This window comes from Streptomyces sp. CBMA156, assembly GCF_014596515.1.
Taxonomy (GTDB): Bacteria; Actinomycetota; Actinomycetes; order Streptomycetales; family Streptomycetaceae; genus Kitasatospora.
The window spans coordinates 1-17,758 of sequence record NZ_MSJQ01000194.1; the positions used below are offsets into that span (position 1 = coordinate 1).

A 17,758-nucleotide genomic window follows, 5' to 3' on the forward strand; every position below is an offset into this window, starting at 1 on the left:
CTGCCCGGCGCGCCGGCCGACCGGCTGCCCGCGCTCGCCGCGGCCGGGTTCCGTACCGAGCCGGGTTCGGCCTGGGAACGGGCCACCGCGTGCACCGGGCTGCCTGGCTGCGCCAAGTCGCTGGCCGACGTCCGCACGGACGCGGCCCGGGCGCTGGACGCCGGTACTGCCGTGAGGGCCGGTGCGGGGCTGCCCGTCCACTGGTCGGGCTGTGAACGGCGCTGCGGCCACCCGGCCGGGCGGTGGGTCGACGTGCTCGCGACCGGGGGCGGTTACCGGGTGACGGTGAACGGGACGCGCACCGGCGCGACCGCGACCGCGACCGCGACCGCGACGGCGACGGCGACCGCGACCGCCGCCGATCCGACGAGCACCGATCCGTCGAACGCTGATCAGATGAGCGTCGATTCGACGAGTGCTGATCCGATGAGCATTGATGTGACGAGCACCGATGCGACGAACGTCCACGCGACGGGCGTCGATGTGACGAACGAGGAGATGGCCGAGGCTGTTGCCGAGGCCAGGAGGACCACGAAGTGATCGAGTACGAGAAGGACGGCGCGTCCATCTACCGCCAGTCCTTTGCCACCATCCGCGCGGAGGCCGATCTGGCCGCCCTCCCGGCGGACGTCTCCCAGGTCGCGGTGCGGATGATCCACGCCTGCGGGATGGTCGACCTGGTCGAGGACCTGGTGTACTCGCCCGGCGTGGTCGCCTCCGCGCGCGCCGCGCTGCGCGCCGGTGCGCCGATCCTCTGCGACGTCAACATGGTCGCGAGCGGTGTCACCCGCAAGCGGCTGCCCGCCGACAACGAGGTGATCTGCACCCTCACCGACCCGTCGGTGCCCGACCTCGCCCGGGCGATGGGCAACACCCGCAGCGCCGCGGCCATGGAGCTGTGGCTGCCCCGGCTGGAGGGTGCGGTGGTCGCCGTCGGCAACGCGCCGACCTCGCTGTTCCGGCTGCTGGAGATGATCGAGGCGGGCGCGCCGCGACCGGCCGCGGTGATCGGCGTCCCGGTCGGCTTCATCGGTGCCGCCGAGTCCAAGCAGGCCCTGGCCGAGCACCCCTCCGGCCTGGAGCACCTGGTGGTGCGCGGCCGGCGCGGCGGCAGCGCGATGGCCGCCGCCGCCGTCAACGCGATTGCGAGCGAAGAAGAGTGACGGAACGTCAGAACACCACGGGCCGGCTGTACGGCGTCGGTCTCGGTCCGGGCGACCCGTCGCTGGTGACCGTCCGCGCCGCCGAACTCATCGGCAAGGCCGACGTGGTGGCCTATCACAGCGCCCGGCACGGCCGGTCCATTGCGCGCTCGATCGCCGAACGGTACCTGGCGGGCGGCCAGATCGAGGAGAAGCTGGTCTACCCGCTCACCGTCGAGACCACCGACCACCCGGGCGGCTACCGGGGCGCGCTGGACGACTTCTACGAGGAGGCCGCCGCCCGGCTGGCCGCCCACCTGGACGCCGGGCGCGACGTGGTGGTCCTCGCCGAGGGCGATCCGCTCTTCTACGGCTCCTACCAGCACATGCACAAGCGGCTCGCGCACCGCTACCCGACCGAGGTGGTGCCCGGCGTGACCTCGCTCAGCGCTGCCGCCGCCCGGCTCGGGCAGCCGCTGACCGAGGCCGAGGAGACGCTCACCGTCATCCCGGGCACGCTGCCCGAGGAGGAGCTGACGGCGCGGATCGCGGCCGCCGACTCGGCCGTGATCATGAAGCTGGGGCGCACCTTCCCGACCGTCCGCCGGGCCCTGGAGCGGGCCGGGCGACTGGCCGACGCGCAGTACGTGGAGCGGGCCTTCATGGCGGGGGAGCGCGTCCTGCCGCTCGCGGAGGTCGACGACGAGACGGTGCCGTACTTCTCGGTCGCGGTGCTGCCGAGCAGGGTCGCGCCGCTGGAGCCGGAGGTCAGGCTGTCGGACGGCGTCGGCAGTGTGACGGTGGTCGGCACCGGGCCGGCCGGTCCGCTCTGGCTGACCGCCGAGGCGCGCGGGGCGCTGGCCCAGGCGACCGACCTGGTCGGCTACACCACCTATCTGGACCGGGTGCCGGAGCGGCCGGGGCAGCAGCGGCACGGCTCGGACAACAAGGTGGAGTCGGAGCGCGCCGAGTTCGCCCTCGACCTGGCCCGGCGCGGGCACCGCGTCGCGGTGGTCTCCTCGGGGGACCCCGGGGTGTTCGCGATGGCCACCGCGGTACTGGAGGTCGCCTGTGAGGAGGCGTACCGGGACATCCCGGTACGGGTGCTCCCCGGCATGACCGCCGCCCACGCGGCCGCCTCCCGGGCGGGCGCCCCGCTCGGGCACGACTACGCGACGGTGTCGCTCTCGGACCGGCTCAAGCCGTGGGACGTGGTGGCGAAGCGGCTGCGCGCCGCCGCCGAGGCGGACCTGGTGCTCGCGCTGTACAACCCGGGGTCGAAGTCCAGGACCACCCAGGTCGGGCTCGCCAGGGACCTCCTGCTGGAGTACCGGGCGCCGGAGACGCCGGTGGTGATGGCCCGCGACGTCGGCGGCCCGACCGAGCGGGTGCGGATCGTCCGGCTGGGCGAGCTGGACCCGGCGCTGGTCGACATGCGGACCATCCTGCTGATCGGCTCCTCGCAGACCCGGGCGGTCGAGCGGGGCGGCGGCGTGGAGGTCGTCTGGACCCCTCGGCGCTACCCGGAGGAGTGACGGGCGACAGATGACAGCGAACAGATGATGAAATCTGTTCGCTGTCATCTGTCATCCGTTTTCTGTCAGCTGTCAGCTGTCAGCTGTCCTCGGCCGGTCGGCCCCGCCCGCGCCCCGAACCCCGCCCCCGACCCGCTACCGGGTCGGCTTGGTGATCAGCAGCTCGGTGTTGTGGTCCTGGCCCGCGCCGAGCAGCGCCGTCGGGCGGCCGTTCGGGTCGTTGTACGACAGCTCACGGTAGAGCGCGGCGAGGTTGGCGTCCGAGGTGCCGCCGAAGTCCGTCCCGTACGGCGCGGAGGACTCGATCAGCGTGGTGAACAGCGAGAGCGTGCCGTCCCCGTTGTCCGCGATCTCGATGATCCGTCCGTGCTGCGGGTAGTCGATGTGCGAGGCGGTGTTGACCTCCCAGAACGCCCGCTCCGGCACCGCGTGGCCGTGCGGCGTGATCTTGTTCATGTGGGTGTGCCCGTTCACCCACGCGACCACGTTCGGGTAGCGCTGGAGCAGCGCCACCAGTTCGTTGCCGTCGTGCCGCTTCTCGAAGACGTTGCGCGGGTCCGGCAGCAGGTTGCCCATCGTGCCGCTGGTGTGGTGGCTGAAGACGAGGACCAGCTCGTCCGTGCTCCCGCCGGTCACCTTGCGCCCGTCGGCGTCGTACCAGTGCCCGCTGTGCGCCTGCAACTGCTGTTCCAGCCAGCGCAGTTGCGCGGTGCCCAGCGAACCGTCGGCGAAGCCGGCCTGGTTGGTGGTGTCCAGGCTGATGCCGACCACCTTCTCCGAGATGCGGAAGGTGTAGTAGAGCTTGCCGCTGTTCGCCATGTCCGAGGTGAAGCCGTGCCCGTACGGACCGGCGCCGGTGACCGCCGGGTTCAGGTGGGCCTTGGCGAACTCCTTGAGCGTGAACGGCTTCCGGCGCTCGTCCGGGGTGATCCGGCGCGCACCGCCTCGCCGTTGGCGATCAGCTTCGCCAGCAGCAGCACGGCGCCCGCCGGGTCGCGGCGCAGCGAGTCCATCAGCTGGGCGGCCGTGGCGTCGTCGCAGCCCTCCAGCTTGTACTGGCCGGTGTAGAGGTCGTTCAGCAGCCCGAGGTCGGGCAGCGAGCCCTCGATGCTGTCGTCGTGGTTGCCGACCGTGGTGTACCAGGGCGTGCGCAGTCCCGGCGCGTCGAAGGGCCGGCCGGCGGCGGACAGGAAGCCGGGTATCTGCGGGAAGCCCTTCGCCTTGTAGCCGTCGCTGTAGGCGAGTTCGGGGTTCCAGTAGGCGGCGTTGCCGGAGTTCTGGACGCCCTCGTAGCGGCCGGGGTCGCCGGTGCTCTGGGCCAGCCGGCCGCCGCCCATGACCTTGAGGTACCAGTCGAGTTCGGCGACTTCGTGGTTGTCGGTGTTGTCGCCGGTGGCCATCACCATGCTGAACGGCATCCCGGTGTACGGGCCGCCGGCGAGCGAGTTGACGCGCTCGACGAGCGCCGAGACACCGCGGGCGTTCAGGGCCTCCTGCGGCCGGTACGCGCTGCCGTTGAGCTTGGCCAGGTACTCGAAGCGCACCGGGGACTCGGTGTCCACCAGGTGCAGGTCGCTGAACTGGACGAAGCTGGCCAGGCCGGTTCTGCGGTCGTCCCGTCCGGCGGCCGCCGCCGTGAGGTCTCCGCGCACCACCAGCGGCCAGCCCGGTCCCGCCGTCAGCCGCTTGTAGCCGCCGGTGCCGACCGGCGTGGCCACCTGTTCCAGCGTCGTCCCGGTGACCTTGACCGCCCGTGCGGCCGTCGTCGCCAGCGCCTGGTCGCGCGCCGCGGCCGAGGCGAACTGCGCGCCGCCCAGCGACAAGGCCGACCAGGCGGCGGCCACCGACGTACCGGTGAGGAACGTGCGCCGACTCATCCCTGCCACAAAAACCCCCACATGCTGATGGCCGGCGAGGAGGTGAGCCCTCGTCCGGGCCCACGTCTGTCATGAACCCGCTTCTGGCGGACCGCCAGATTACTCACTGGTAGGCGTGGCGGCGAGAGTCGTGCAGCGAACTCTTGGGGAACGCGGAGCGGTGCCTCCTCCGCGTCTCGCGCACGGGTGCGGCCCCGGCTCGCCCGGCTGCTCGGGGCTCGCCCGCCGGGGTGCGGAGCGACATTCCCGCAGCTCGCGCCCGACCCGGCGACCGCCACCCCGGTCGGGTCCGGCCCGGCCGGGTGGGGGAAAATCGGCGACGGCGGCCGGTGCGGACGCCGGGACGGAGCAGGACGGCGCGGGCGCCGTCGGAAACGGGGCGCAGGTGGCCGCAGCGGGAGCCGGGGCGGAACCCGGAGCGGGCGGCCGGGCGGGCCAGCTGAAGAGCAGCGGCCTGCGGCCCGGCTGGACGACGGGCGCCTGCGCCACCGCCGCCACCAAGGCCGCCTACATCGCGCTGCTCACCGGCGAGTTCCCGGACCCGGTGGTCATCACCCTGCCCAAGGGGCAGCAGCCCGCCTTCGCCCTCGCCGCTGAGGAGCTGACCGTCCGCGAGCCGTCGGCCGTCGACGATGAGCGGCCCGTCGACAATGAGCCGACCGCCGCCATGGCCGGAGTGGTCAAGGACGCGGGCGACGACCCGGACGTCACCCACGGCGCACTGGTCCGCTCGACCGTACGGTCCGGCGAGCCCGGCACCGGGGTGGTGTTCCGGGCCGGTCCCGGGGTGGGGACGGTCACCAAGGCCGGTCTTCCGCTGTCCGTCGGCGAGCCCGCGATCAACCCGGTGCCCCGGCAGATGATCCGGGACGCCGTCGCCCAGGTGGCAGCCGTGCACGGCGGCAGCGGGGACGTGGTGGTCGAGATCTCCGTCGACCACGGTGCGGAGATCGCCCGCTCCACCTGGAACCCCCGGCTCGGCATCCTCGGCGGCCTGTCCATCCTCGGGACGACCGGGGTGGTCGTCCCCTACTCCTGCTCGGCCTGGATCGACTCCATCCGCCGCGGCGTGGACGTGGCCCGGGCGGCCGGGCGCACCCATGTGGCGGGTTGCACCGGTTCGACCTCGGAGAAGGTCGCGGTCGCGGAGCACGGGCTGCCCGAGGACGCGCTGCTGGACATGGGCGACTTCGCGGGTGCCGTGCTCAAGTACCTCAAGCGCCACCCGGTGCCCCGGCTGACCATCGCGGGCGGCTTCGCCAAGCTGTCCAAGCTCGCGGCCGGCCACCTCGACCTGCACTCGGCGCGCTCCCAGGTGGACAAGGGGTACCTGGCCGGACTGGCCCGTCGGGGCGGGGCGGACGAGGCGCTGGCCACAGCGGTCGCCGGCGCCAACACCGCACTGGAGGCCGTGCAGTTGTGCGGTGCGGCGGGGGTGCCGCTCGGGGACCTGGTCGCCGAGGCGGCCCGGGCGACGGCGCTCGGCGTGCTGCTGGGCTCGCCGGTCGCGGTGGACGTCATCTGCATCGACCGCGCGGGCACCGTCGTCGGCCGGGCTGAGCCGCTCGGAGCGTGACAATGTCACGAGTGTCACGACGGTGCGACAACATCACCTGGTGATGTGAAGAACTGACGTCCATACGGGGCGAGAATCGGGCAAATGGAGCAGCGCGCCGAGCCCCGGTTCTGTCGTCATCTCAACCATGAGATATCGTCTGGCGAGTGACAGGCGACTACCTCACCCGTATCGGCACCCTCATCCGCACCGCGCGCCAGCACCGTGGCTGGTCCCAGGCGCAGCTCGGCGAGGCACTCGGAACCAGCCAGAGCGCGGTCAACCGCATCGAACAGGGCAAGCAGAACGTCAGCCTTGAGATGATCGCCCGCATCGGCGAAGCCCTCGACAGCGAGATCGTCTCCCTCGGCTACTCCGGCCCGATGCACCTGCGCGTCGCCGGCGGCACCCGGCTCTCCGGCGCGATCGACGTCCGCAGCAGCAAGAACGCCTGCGTGGCGATCCTCTGCGCCTCGCTGCTGACCACCGGCCGCACCACGATCCGCAGCGTCGCGAGGATCGAGGAGGTCTACCGCATCCTCGAGGTGCTCACCAGCATCGGCGTCAGGAGCCGCTGGATCAACGACGGCCGCGACCTCGAACTCACCCCGCCCGCCGAGCTGGACCTCGCGGCGATGGACGTCGAGGCGGCCCGCCGCACCCGCAGCGTGCTGATGTTCCTCGGCCCGCTGATGCACCGCGCCCAGTCCTTCGCCATCCCGTACGCGGGCGGCTGCGACCTCGGCACCCGCACCGTGCAGCCGCACCTGACGGCGCTGCGCCGCTTCGGCCTGGAGGTCGCCACCACCGGCGGCGCCTACCACGCCTCGGTCGAGCCGGGTGCCCCGATGGACCGCCCGATCGTGCTGACCGAGCGCGGGGACACCGTCACCGAGAACGCCCTGCTGGCCGCCGCGCGGCACGACGGCGTCAGCGTCATCCGCAACGCCTCGCCCAACTACATGGTCCAGGACCTCTGCTTCTTCCTGGAGAAGCTGGGCGTGAAGATCGAGGGCATCGGCACCACCACCCTCACCGTGCACGGCGTCCCCGAGATCACCTGTGACGTCGACTACACCCCGGCCGAGGACCCGGTGGAGGCGATGAGCCTGCTCGCCGCCGCCGTCGTCACCTCCTCCGAGCTGACCATCCGACGGGTGCCGATCGAGTTCCTGGAGATCGAGCTCGCGGTGCTGGAGGGCATGGGTCTCGACTACGACCGCACCCCCGAGTACCGGGCCCACAACGGTCACACCCGCCTGGTCGACCTCACCGTGCGCCCCTCCAAGCTGACCGCGCCGATCGACACCATCCACCCGATGCCGTTCCCCGGCATCAACATCGACAACGTGCCGTTCTTCGCCGCCATCGCCGCGGCCGCGCACGGCACCACGATGATCCACGACTGGGTGTACGACAACCGCGCGATCTACCTGACCGAGCTGACCCGCCTGGGTGCGGACGTCAAGCTCCTCGACCCGCACCGCGTGCTGGTCCAGGGCCCGACCCGCTGGCGCGCCGCCGAGATGATGTGCCCGCCGGCCCTGCGCCCCGCCGTGGTCATCCTGCTCGCGATGCTCGCCGCCCAGGGCACCTCCGTCCTGCGCAACGTCTACGTCATCAACCGCGGCTACGAGGACCTCGCCGAGCGCCTCAACTCCATCGGCGCCCAGATCGAGACCTTCCGCGACATCTGACAGTGCGTCATGTCGCTGACCGGCCTCACCCTTCGAGACCGGTCAGCAGCACGGCAACCTCCAGCCCGGTGTTCAGGTACTCCACGAACACCGGGTTGTTCAACGCCCATGCCGAGCGCCGCTCCCGGACCAGCCCGACCGCCTGGTCGGCCTCGTACCCGAGACCGACCAGCGCCTGTGCCACCACCAGGCCCGACCGGTTGTACCCGGAGTGGCAGCGCACCAGCGTCCGCCGGTTCCGGCGGACGGCCGCCGCGGTGAGTGCGGCCGCCTCCTGGACGGCGAGCAGCTGACCGGAGGAGAGCGGATCGTCGGGCACTTCCCGGACGACGTGTTCCACGCCCGGCGCCGGGCCGTGCCCGGGGAGCGTGAAGAGGCTGACCACCAGATCGAACTCGTCCCGTGCGATCGCGAGTTCCAGCTCACCGCCGTCCGGTGTGAAGTAGTGCCCGCCCATCCAGAGCCCTGGGACGATCTCGTTCCAGGGCTCGGACGGCCCCGGGGCGTCGCGTTCCTTCCGGCGGGTCCGCACGTTCTGCTGGCTCCCTGCTCGCGATGTCGGGTTCAGGCATTGCTCGCCGTCCATGCGCGACGGCACTGCTCGTCAGCACTGCTCGTCAGCACTGTTCGTCAGCACTGTTCGTCGGCGCTACTCGCCGGTGGTGCCGTCGAGGTGCTCGCGGAGGAGGTCGGCGTGGCCGTTGTGGCGGGCGTACTCCTCGATCATGTGGGTGAGGATCCAGCGGAGCGAGAAGACCTCCTCGCCGTAGTGGCCCAGGACGTCCAACGACTCCGCGGTGGCGACGAGTTCCCTGGCGTGGTCGCACTCGCGGCGCCAGACGGCGAAGGCCTCGTCCGGGTCGGCGGTGTCGGCGTCGAACTCGGCGAAGGACCCGTCCGGATGCTTCCAGAAGCCGGGCAGGCCTTCGTCGTTGAGGACGTTGCGGAACCAGCTGCGCTCCACCTCGGCGAGGTGGCGGACCAGGCCGAGCAGGGAGAGCCCGGAGGGTTCCAGTACGCGGGCGCGGAGCTGTTCCGTGGTGAGGCCCGCGCACTTCATCGCGAGGGTGTCGCGCTGGTAGTCCAGGAAGCCTGCCAGCGTGGCGCGTTCGTCGGCGGTGCGGGGAGTCCGGGTGCGCTGATCATCGGTCATCGGGCCATCCTGCCCCGCGCGCGACGAGCCCGCCCGGAATTTCACGGCGACCACGGCGGCGGCCGTGGTCGCCGGGCCGTCTACCGCAGTTGCTCCAGCCAGCGGACCGCGCCCGGGACGTCCGAGACGACCGGTACGCCGTCGGGGACCGGCGGGCGCTCCACGATGACGACGGGCAACCGGAGTCGGCGGGCGGCGGTGAGCTTGGGGGCGGTCGCGGCGCCGCCGCTGTCCTTGGTGACCAGCATGTCGATCCGGTGTTCGCGCAGCAGCGACATCTCGCCCTCCAGCGTGAACGGCCCGCGGTCCAGCAGGACTTCGAACGAGGGCGGCACCGGGGGCTCGGGCGGGTCCACCGAGCGGGCGAGGAAGTGGACCCCGTCGAGGTGGGCGAAGGCGGCGACGCCCTGTCGGCCGATGGTCAGGAAGACCCGCTCCCCGCGACGGGGCAGCAGGTCGGCCGCCGCGGCGAGCGAGGGGGCGGGGAGCCAGCGGTCCCCGTCGACCCTGGTGAAGCCGGGACGGCGCAGCACCAGCAGGGGGACGCCGGTGGCGGCGGCCGCGAGGGCGGCGTTCCGCGAGATGCCGGCGGCGAACGGGTGGGTGGCGTCGACCACCGCGTCCACCTGCTCCGTGCGCAGCCAGTCGGCCAGGCCCTCGGGCCCGCCGAAGCCGCCGATCCGCACCTCCCCGGCGGGCAGCCGGGGTTGGGCGACCCGGCCGGCCAGCGAGCTGGTGACCCGGTGTGCGGTCGGGGCGAGTTCGGCGGCCAGCGCCCGCCCTTCGGTGGTCCCGCCGAGGATGAGCAGGTGGCGCATCACGCCCCGCAGGGCTCGTGCGGGCGCTCGCGGTCCGCCGAGTAGAGGTGGCTGTCGCGGAACTGCCCGGCGGCCAGGGTGCGGCCGACGATGATGACGGCGGTGCGGACCACGCCCGCCGCCTTGACCTGCTCGGCGATGTCGCCGACGGTGCCGCGCAGCACCAGTTCGTCGGGGCGGCTGGCCATCGCGACCACGGCGGCCGGGCAGTCGGCGCCGTAGTGCGGGAGCAACTGCTCGACCACGTCGTCCACGTAGCCGGCGGCCAGGTGCAGCACCAGTAGGGCGCCGCTGCGGCCGAGGGTGGCGAGGTCCTCGCCCTCGGGCATCGGGGTGGCGCGCTTGGCGATCCGGGTGAGGATGACGGTCTGGCCGACGGTCGGGACGGTCAACTCCCGTTTCAGCGCGGCCGCGGCGGCGGCGAAGGCGGGCACGCCTGGGACCACCTCGTACGGCACGCCGGCCGCGTCCAGGCGGCGCATCTGCTCGGCGACGGCGGAGAAGACGGACGGGTCCCCGGAGTGCAGCCGGGCCACGTCCTGGCCGGCCTCGTGGGCGGCGACCAGCTCGGCGGTGATCTGGTCCAGGTTGAGCTGCGCGGTGTCGATCAGCCGGGCGCCGGCCGGGCACTCGTCCAGCAGCTCGCGTGGGACGAGGCTGCCGGCGTACAGGCAGACCTCGGCGCGGGCCAGGATGCGCTGGCCGCGCAGGGTGATCAGGTCGGCGGCGCCCGGGCCTGCTCCGATGAAGTGGACGGTCACGAGGCGTTCTCCTGAGGGGTGTCGGGCCTGACGGGGTCGGGCTTGTGGGCGTCCGGCTCGCGGGCGTCTGGCTTGACGGCGGACCACTGGGTGACCGGCATGGCCTGGCGCCACCCGGTGAAGCCGCCCACCGGAACGGCGTGGGCGACGGAGAGTTTGACGAGCTCCCCGCCGTGGCGCCGGTACCACTCGGTGAGCAGCGCCTCGGACTCCAGCGTCACGGTGTTGGCGACGATCCGGCCGCCCGGGCGCAGCGCGGCCCAGCAACCGTCCAGCAGGCCGGGCGCGGTGAGGCCGCCGCCGATGAACACGGCGTCGGGGGCGGGGAGTTCGGCGAGCGCAGCGGGGGCAGGCCCGGTCACCACCCGGAGCCGGGGCACGCCGAGGGCGGCGGCGTTGCGGGCGATCCGCTCGGCCCGCACCGGGTCGCGCTCGATGCTGACGGCACGGCAGTCGCGGTGGGCGCGCAGCCACTCGATGGCGATCGAGCCGGAGCCGCCGCCGACGTCCCAGAGCAGTTCGCCGGGGGAGGGGGCCAGGGTGGCGAGGGTCGCGGCGCGGACGTGGCGCTTGGTGAGCTGGCCGTCGCTCTCGTACGCGGCGTCGGGCAGGCCGGGGACGAGCGAGGTGCGGGGGCCGTCGCCGAGGTCGACGGCGATGACGTTCAGCGGGTCGCCGGGCGGGTGCGGCCAGCCGTCGGCGGGGCCGTCCAGGTGGCGTTCGGCGGGGGCGCCGAGCTGTTCGAGCACCCGCAGGCGGGCGGTGCCGTAGCCGCGGGCGGTGAGCAGCTCGGCGACGGCGGCCGGGGTGGCGGCGTCGGCGCTGAGCACCAGCACGCGGCGGCCGGGGTGGAGGACGAGCGCGAGGGTGTCCAGCGGGCGGCCGACCAGGCTGACCACCTCGGTGGCCTCCAGCGGCCAGCCGAGCCGGGAGCAGGCGTAGGAGACGGAGGAGGGGTGCGGCAGGACGCGCAGGCGCTCGGCGCCGACGGTCTCGGCGAGGGTGCGGCCGATGCCGTAGAACATCGGATCGCCGCTGGCCAGGACGGCGACGCGGCGGTCGGCGTGGGCGGCGAGCAGCCCGGGGACGGCCGGGCGCAGCGGGGACGGCCACGGGACGCGCTCGGCGGTGACCTCGTCGCGGGGGAGCAGGTCCAGCTGGCGGGGGCCGCCGATGACGGCTTCGGCCTCCCGCAGCGCGGCCCGGGAACCCGCGGCGAGGCCGGGCCAGCCGTCGGCCCCGATCCCGACGACGGTGATCGGGGGTGGCAGCTCGGGCACCGGATGGCTCCTCGTCGTTCGGTCCTGCGATGGTGCGGGCCGGCGATCCTGCCGGCCGGGGCAGCCTACCTGGCGGTATGCGGGCGCTTCGGCGCCGGGATCACGTGGGGCGACGGAGAACGGCCGACAGATTTCGGCCGACAGATGACAGCTGACAGATGACAGATGACAGATTTCAAACTCTGTTCCGTGTTCGCCGCCACCCGCTCACCGCTCCGCCCAGTCCCCCGACTCGATCAGCGCCGGACGCGCCCGCAGCCGAGCCGCCGCGGCCGGCCCGGCGAGGTAGACCCAGGCCTCCCGAAGCTCACCTGCCGCGGTCCGCACCGCCATCCGCCGTCGCACGTACAGCCCGGTCCCGTCCGCCCGGCACTCCTCCAGCCGGTCCAGGGTCTCCAGGGCTCCGGCGTACGCGCCCGGGCGCACGGTGACCAGCTCGCCCGTGATCCGGCGCCCGGGCGCCGGATCCGGCACCGCGTACGGGAAGCCGGGGCCGTCGTGCAGCGCGGCGCCCTCCAGCACCGCCGGCCGGACGTCGGCGCAGCGCCCGGCGAGATGGACGGCGTGGTTGCGGCCGTCGCTGCGCAGGGTGCCGTACACGAAGAACGGCAGGGCCTCCTCGGATGCGGACACGGGTTCGGCCTCCTCTCCGGGGAGCGCCCACGGTACGTCCTGTGGTCCGATTCCTGATACCGGCTGGCGCTCCGGGCCCTCCATGCGCTGTCATGGCGACTGTTCAGCCAGCACCGTCCAAGGGGGACACACATGACACCCTCCGCTTCCTCCCAACCGGCCGCGACCCCCGGCCCCGCCTCGGCCACCCCCGGCCCGGCCGCCGTCGACCCCGGCCCGGCCTCGGCGGACCCCGCCGACCCCGCCGACCCCGGCATCCCCGCCCCGCTCCCGTCCGCCGACACCCACCCCACCCCCCGGCTCGGCGGCGCGGTCTGGCTGGCCCTCCTGGTGGTCTACATCGTCTGGGGCTCGACCTACCTGGCGATCCGGATCACCGTGGAGACGATGCCCTCCTTCCTCTCCGCCGCCGCCCGGTTCATCACCGCCGGCCTGCTGCTGGCCGGCTACCTCCTGGTGCGGCAGGGCCCGGCCGGCCTGAAGGTGGGTCCGCGTCAGCTCGCCTCCTCCGCGCTGGTCGGCGTGCTCCTGCTGACCGGCGGCAACGGGCTGGTGGTCCTCGGCGAGACCTCCGTCCCGTCCGGCCTGGCCGCCCTGCTGGTGGCCGCCGTCCCGCTCTGGATGGTCGTGCTGACGGCGCTCGGCGGTGACCGTCCGAGGCCCGCCGAACTCGCCGGAGTGCTGCTCGGACTGGTCGGCCTCGGCGTCCTGTCGGCCCCCGCGATCGGCGGGTCGGTCAAGCCGGTCGGCGTGGTCCTGATCCTCTGCGCCGCGATGCTCTGGGCGACCGGTTCCTTCGCGAGCAAGAAGATCCCGATGCCGGGCAACGTGCTCGCCGCGAGCGTCTACCAGATGCTGGCCGGCGGCTTCTGCGACCTGCTGATCGGCCTGGTCCGCGGCGAGCAGCGCGGGCTCGATCCCGGGGCGATCTCCGGCCGGTCCTGGCTGGCCCTCGCCTACCTGGTGCTGTTCGGCTCGCTGCTCGCCTTCACCGCGTACTCCCGGCTGCTGCGCGACGCCCCGCTGACCCTGGTGGGCACCTACGCGTACGTGAACCCGGTGGTGGCGGTGCTGCTGGGCTGGTTGATCCTGTCCGAGCCGCTGACCGGTCCGACCCTCGCTGGCGGCGCGATCGTGGTGGTGGGCGTCTGCCTGGTGGTGAGCGGCAGCCGGAGCCGGGGTCGCCCGTCCCGGACCACGAAGCCGCCCCGGACTACGAAGCCGATCCGGCCGACGAAGGAGCAGTCCGCTCGTAGGTGAGCACGACGTTCCCGCGCTCGAAGATCCGGCTGTCGGTGAGGGTGAAGGCGTGGGGCGCGAAGTCCGCGGAGAACAGCGGAACGCCCGACCCGGCCACCACCGGGTACTGCTTGACGATCAGCTCGTCGATCTCGGGCAGCAGCCGGCCGGCCAGGTCGGCGCCGCCACAGAGCCAGAGGCCGAGCCCGTCCTCCTGCTTCAGGCGCCGGACGACGCCGAGCGGGTCCTCGGCGGTGACCTCGACCGCGGGGTCCGGGCTGGTGCCGAGCGTGCGGGAGAAGACGATCTGCCGCAGGTGCGCGTAGGGGCTGGTGAGACCGATCGCCAGCCCCGGTTCGTAGGTGCCGCGGCCCATCAGCACGGTGTCGAACCGCTTGTTCGGGGCCTCCGCGATGCCGACCGCCGCGCGGCCGGGGGTGGGGATGGTCTCGGGGTACTCGGTGAAGAGCGTCGGGGCGTAGTCCTCGGTGACGAACGGCATCAGGAAGTCGGGGTCGCCGTCCGGCGCCGCGATGAAGCCGTCGATGCTGGCGCCGACGAAGTAGCTGAGCTTGCGCATGCAGGTCCTCGGGGTCGGGGAACGGGGGCCGGACGGCAGGTCCGGGTGACGGGGAGGGCCGGTTCGGCACGCCCCGCGAACAACTCCAATCATAGTACTTCAGTCGTAGTGGTTCGCTGGGTGGCAGCGAAGGAGAGAATCGATCCATGGTCCAGAACCCCGCTCGCCGCACCGCGCTCGCCGACGCCGTCATCGAGGTCCTCGCCCGCGAGGGCGCCCGCGGCCTCACCTTCCGCGCGGTCGACGTCCAGGCCGGCGTCCCCAACGGCACGGCCTCCAACTACTTCGCCAACCGGGACCACCTGCTGCACCAGACCGCCCGGCACATCCACCACCGGCTCACCCCGGACCCGGCGATCCTCGCCGAGCTGCTGCGCGCCCCCCGTGACCGCGCGCTGGTCACCGCCCTGATGCACGACCTGCTCCGCCGCATCACCGCCGACCGGGCCGGTTACCTCGCGCTGCTCGAACTGCGCCTGGAGGCCACCCGCCGCCCCGAACTGCGGGCCCAGCTCACCGCCACCGTCCGGGAGCAGCTGGAGGCCAACATCGCCTACCACCTGGACGAGGGCTTCCCCGGCGGCCGGGAGACCGTCGTCGTGCTCTACCTCGCCATGACCGGCCTGATCCTCGAACACCTCACCCTGCCCGAGGTGTTGGGCGTCGACGGCCTCGCGGCGCTGGTCGACACCGTCGTCGAGCGGATCGTCCCGGCCGCCTGACCGGGGCGATCCGCGGGGAAGTGCCGCTCCGGCGGTCGGTCGGTCGGGCTGGCGGGCGGCCGGGCGGAAGCGGAGGCGAACGCGAAGGCCTCCGTCGGTCCGAACCGGTCGCCGACGTCGCCCACCGGATCGCTCAGCCCGTCAGGTCCCTCCCCGCCGCGTCCCGGGCGGGCCGTCCCCACGCTTCCGGCTCGCGGGGACGGCACCGGGCCGGCCGGGCTCACTCGGCCCGTCAGGCTCACTCGGCCTGTCAGGCTCACTCGAACCACGAAACCCGCTCGGCCCGCCGGGCTCACCCGGCCCGTCGGGCACCCACGGGCTCAGAGCGAGTACGGCGGCTTCCCCGTCCACCAGTTGCCGGGTGCCTCCGGGTCGCGGCTGGTCCAGTACTCGATGATCGCGCTGGTGAACTCGGCCGCCGAGAGCACACCGTCGCCGTCGGTGTCGAGGTGACGGAAGGCCTCGTCGGCGTCGTCGCGGGAGAGGCCGGCGAAGTGGCCGCGCTGGAAGACGAAGAACTCCCCGGCGTCCACCGTTCCGCTGCGGTCGGCGTCGGCGACGGCGAGGAAGGCTCCGGCGAGCGCGCCGTAGATCTCCCGCGCCTCCTCCGGGGCGTCGGCGAGCGGTCCGGTCGAGGCGCGGAACTGCTCGCGGGTGATCGCCTCGGTGCCGGCGGGCAGCCGGGCGAGATGCAGGTCGTGCCAGACCGTCAGGTAGGCGCGGACTATCAGGGCCTCGGCCTCCGAGCCCTCCTGGTGGCCGAGCGAGCGGGCCACCGACAGGCCCATCAGGACGTGGTCCCGTTCGGTGAGCAGGCCGTCGCCGTCGGCGTCGAGGTGATCGAATCCGTGGTTGATCTTTGCGATGAGCAGGTCGTCCGACACATGCGCCCCCTCGGCTGGTGTTCCTTGCCCGGTCTCCTACGTCACTTCGCCAGCACGCTAGCGCCTTGAGCCGGACCGGCGCAGCCGAACGAACGGCGAACGACCTGCTTGTTCACTGCCACCGTCATCCGTCCGGCGGGCCCGACCCACCGCCCGTGTCTCAGTGCACCGCCGCCAGCAGTTCCCTGGTGTACTCGGTGTGCGGAGCCTCGAACAGCCGGTCCCGGTCGGTTGACTCGACCAGCCGGCCCCGGTGCATCACCGCCACCCGGTCGCAGAAGTGGCGCACCACCGCCAGGTCGTGCGAGACGAACAGGAAGGCGACGCCGAGCCGTTCGCGCAGCTCCATCAGCAGGTTGAGCACCTGGGCCTGCACCGACACGTCGAGCGCGGAGACGGGCTCGTCCGCGATGATCAGGCGCGGCTGCGGGGCCAGCGCCCTGGCGATGCCGATCCGCTGGCGCTGCCCGCCGGAGAACTCGTGCGGGTAGCGGTCCAGGTGCCCGGCCTCCAGCCCGACCTGCTCCAGCAACTCCGCGGAGCGCTCCCGCCGTTCGGCCGGGTCCAGCCCGGTGTGCAGGCGCAGCGGGGTGTCCAGGGTCCTGGCGATGGTGCGGCGCGGGTTGAGCGAGGCGTACGGGTCCTGGAAGACCAGCTGGATCTCCCGGCTGAGCCGCTTCCGCAGTTCCCGGTCCGGCCGGGTGACGTCCTGCCCGTCGTACAGCACCCGGCCGCCGGTGGGCCGTTGCAGTCCGGCCAGGACCCGCGCGGTGGTGGACTTGCCGGAGCCGGACTCGCCGACCAGCCCGAGCGTCTCGCCGGGGCCGATCCGCAGGCCGAGGCCCTCGACCGCCCGGAGCGGCTCGGCGCGCGGGCCGGGGAAGCGCCGGCGCCCGGGGAAGTGCACGGAGAGGTCGTCCACCTCGACCAGCCACCGCTCGGGACGGTCGACGGCCCGGGGCCGGAACGTCCGCGACGGCGACGGGTCGTCCACCGTCGGCAGGGCGGTGCCGGGTGCCGAGTCCAGCCGGAGCGCCGCTCCGACCAGGGCCCGGGTGTACGGCTCGCGCGGCGCGGACAGCAGTTCGGCCGTCGGCGCGGACTCGATCTCGACTCCGCCGCGCAGCACCAGCGTGCGGTCCGTCGTCCCGGCGACCACGCCCAGGTCGTGGCTGACCAGCAGCACCGCCGTCCCGTGCTCGCGCTGCAACTCGCCGAGCAGGTCGAGGACCTGCCGCTGGACCCGGGCGTCCAGGGCGGTGGTCGGCTCGTCCGCGATCAGCACCTGAGGGTCGTTCATCAGGGCCATCGCGATCATCACCCGCTGGCGCATGCCGCCGGAGAACTGGTGCGGGTAGTCGCGCGTCCTGGCCGCCGGGATGCCGACCCGGTCGAGCATCCCGGCCGCCCGCCGGCCCGCCTCGGCGCGGCCCGCCTCCGGGTGGTGCAGCCGGTACATCTCGGCGAGTTGGGAGCCCACGCCGTGGAAGGGGCTGAGCGAGGTGAGCGCGTCCTGGAAGACCAGCGCGGCCCTTCCGCCCCGCACCCCGCGCAGTGCGGACTCCTCGGCGCCGGCCAACTCCTGTCCGTCCAGCCGGATCGAGCCGGTCACGGTGGTGGTGCGCGGGTCGTGCAGGCCGAGGACGGCGAGTCCGACGGTGGACTTTCCTGAGCCCGACTCGCCGACCAGGCCCAGGACTTCACCGGGGGCGAGGTCGAAGGAGAGGTCGCGGACGGCGGTCACCGGAGCGCCGCCGCGCGGGTCGGCGAAGGTGACGGTGAGGTCGCGGACGCTCAGCACCGGCTCGGTGCCCCGCCGGACGGCGCCGGTGTCGACGGCGTCGGTGGCCTTGAGGGTCCCCGGAACAGTGGAATTCATCGA

General features: G+C 73.2%; 17 protein-coding genes and 1 pseudogene. 7 read left to right on the forward strand and 11 right to left on the reverse strand.

Annotated features, from left to right (window positions below; all coding sequences use genetic code 11):
• The 3 genes and pseudogenes from BU198_RS42185 to BU198_RS15880 form a co-directional block, all read left to right on the forward strand.
• A pseudogene (locus tag BU198_RS42185) lies at positions 1-540 on the forward strand (hypothetical protein); the annotation flags it as partial.
• Complete coding sequence (locus BU198_RS15875; RefSeq protein WP_188297502.1) at positions 537-1,163, forward strand: precorrin-8X methylmutase; 627 nt, start codon at positions 537-539, stop codon at positions 1,161-1,163. The pseudogene BU198_RS42185 and the gene BU198_RS15875, both read left to right, overlap by 4 nt.
• Positions 1,160-2,677: a precorrin-2 C(20)-methyltransferase gene (locus BU198_RS15880; protein WP_188297503.1), complete on the forward strand. Its 1,518-nt coding sequence runs from the start codon at positions 1,160-1,162 to the stop codon at positions 2,675-2,677. Before BU198_RS15875 ends, BU198_RS15880 begins: the two co-directional genes overlap by 4 nt.
• 135 nt (positions 2,678-2,812) lie before the next feature.
• On the opposite strand, the gene BU198_RS43805 is transcribed toward BU198_RS15880, so the two are convergent.
• The gene (locus BU198_RS43805; protein ID WP_317620147.1) at positions 2,813-3,607 is read right to left on the reverse strand and encodes a TIGR03767 family metallophosphoesterase; all 795 of its coding nucleotides are present in this window, start codon (positions 3,605-3,607) and stop codon (positions 2,813-2,815) included.
• The gene (locus tag BU198_RS43810; protein WP_317620144.1) at positions 3,547-4,554 is read right to left on the reverse strand and encodes a hypothetical protein; all 1,008 of its coding nucleotides are present in this window, start codon (positions 4,552-4,554) and stop codon (positions 3,547-3,549) included. The genes BU198_RS43805 and BU198_RS43810 overlap by 61 nt, the downstream gene beginning before the upstream one ends.
• Before the next feature lie 385 nt (positions 4,555-4,939).
• Between BU198_RS43810 and BU198_RS15890 the strand changes: the two genes are divergently transcribed.
• Entirely contained in the window at positions 4,940-6,130 is a 1,191-nt protein-coding gene (locus tag BU198_RS15890; protein ID WP_188297504.1) for a cobalt-precorrin-5B (C(1))-methyltransferase, read from the forward strand.
• Between the two features lie 146 nt (positions 6,131-6,276).
• On the forward strand, positions 6,277-7,806 hold the full coding sequence (locus tag BU198_RS15895) for a UDP-N-acetylglucosamine 1-carboxyvinyltransferase (protein ID WP_188297505.1): 1,530 nt from the start codon (positions 6,277-6,279) through the stop codon (positions 7,804-7,806).
• A 25-nt stretch (positions 7,807-7,831) separates the two neighbouring features.
• Here the strand turns inward: BU198_RS15895 and BU198_RS15900 are convergent, their stop codons facing one another.
• From BU198_RS15900 to BU198_RS15925, 6 genes are all read right to left on the reverse strand, one after another.
• Positions 7,832-8,338: a dual specificity protein phosphatase family protein gene (locus BU198_RS15900; protein ID WP_188297506.1), complete on the reverse strand. Its 507-nt coding sequence runs from the start codon at positions 8,336-8,338 to the stop codon at positions 7,832-7,834.
• Between the two features lie 117 nt (positions 8,339-8,455).
• Complete coding sequence (locus BU198_RS15905; RefSeq protein WP_188297507.1) at positions 8,456-8,959, reverse strand: DinB family protein; 504 nt, start codon at positions 8,957-8,959, stop codon at positions 8,456-8,458.
• A gap of 80 nt (positions 8,960-9,039) precedes the next feature.
• Positions 9,040-9,777 (reverse strand): cobalt-precorrin-6A reductase, encoded by a 738-nt coding sequence (locus BU198_RS15910; protein ID WP_188297523.1) that lies wholly within the window; start codon positions 9,775-9,777, stop codon positions 9,040-9,042.
• Positions 9,777-10,538: a precorrin-4 C(11)-methyltransferase gene (gene cobM, locus BU198_RS15915; protein WP_188297508.1), complete on the reverse strand. Its 762-nt coding sequence runs from the start codon at positions 10,536-10,538 to the stop codon at positions 9,777-9,779. Before cobM ends, BU198_RS15910 begins: the two co-directional genes overlap by 1 nt.
• Positions 10,535-11,818: a precorrin-6y C5,15-methyltransferase (decarboxylating) subunit CbiE gene (gene cbiE / locus BU198_RS15920; RefSeq protein WP_188297509.1), complete on the reverse strand. Its 1,284-nt coding sequence runs from the start codon at positions 11,816-11,818 to the stop codon at positions 10,535-10,537. The genes cobM and cbiE overlap by 4 nt, the downstream gene beginning before the upstream one ends.
• 207 nt (positions 11,819-12,025) lie before the next feature.
• Positions 12,026-12,451, reverse strand: coding sequence for a gamma-glutamylcyclotransferase family protein (locus BU198_RS15925; RefSeq protein ID WP_317620145.1), 426 nt, complete (start codon positions 12,449-12,451; stop codon positions 12,026-12,028).
• Between the two features lie 132 nt (positions 12,452-12,583).
• Here BU198_RS15925 and BU198_RS15930 point away from each other — a divergent pair, with 132 nt between their 5' ends.
• Positions 12,584-13,711, forward strand: a complete 1,128-nt coding sequence (locus tag BU198_RS15930; RefSeq protein ID WP_188297511.1) for an EamA family transporter — start codon at positions 12,584-12,586, stop codon at positions 13,709-13,711.
• Here the strand turns inward: BU198_RS15930 and BU198_RS15935 are convergent.
• A complete protein-coding gene (locus BU198_RS15935; RefSeq protein ID WP_188297512.1) occupies positions 13,665-14,270 on the reverse strand; it encodes a dihydrofolate reductase family protein in 606 nt (201 codons plus the stop codon). The genes BU198_RS15930 and BU198_RS15935 overlap by 47 nt on opposite strands.
• A gap of 146 nt (positions 14,271-14,416) precedes the next feature.
• Here BU198_RS15935 and BU198_RS15940 point away from each other — a divergent pair, with 146 nt between their 5' ends.
• Positions 14,417-14,992 (forward strand): TetR/AcrR family transcriptional regulator, encoded by a 576-nt coding sequence (locus BU198_RS15940; RefSeq protein WP_188297513.1) that lies wholly within the window; start codon positions 14,417-14,419, stop codon positions 14,990-14,992.
• Positions 14,993-15,312: 320 nt separating this feature from the next.
• On the opposite strand, the gene BU198_RS15945 is transcribed toward BU198_RS15940, so the two are convergent.
• On the reverse strand, positions 15,313-15,876 hold the full coding sequence (locus BU198_RS15945; RefSeq protein ID WP_188297514.1) for an EF-hand domain-containing protein: 564 nt from the start codon (positions 15,874-15,876) through the stop codon (positions 15,313-15,315).
• A 160-nt stretch (positions 15,877-16,036) separates the two neighbouring features.
• Entirely contained in the window at positions 16,037-17,755 is a 1,719-nt protein-coding gene (locus BU198_RS15950; protein WP_188297515.1) for a dipeptide ABC transporter ATP-binding protein, read from the reverse strand.
• Between the last annotated feature and the right edge of the window lie 3 nt (positions 17,756-17,758).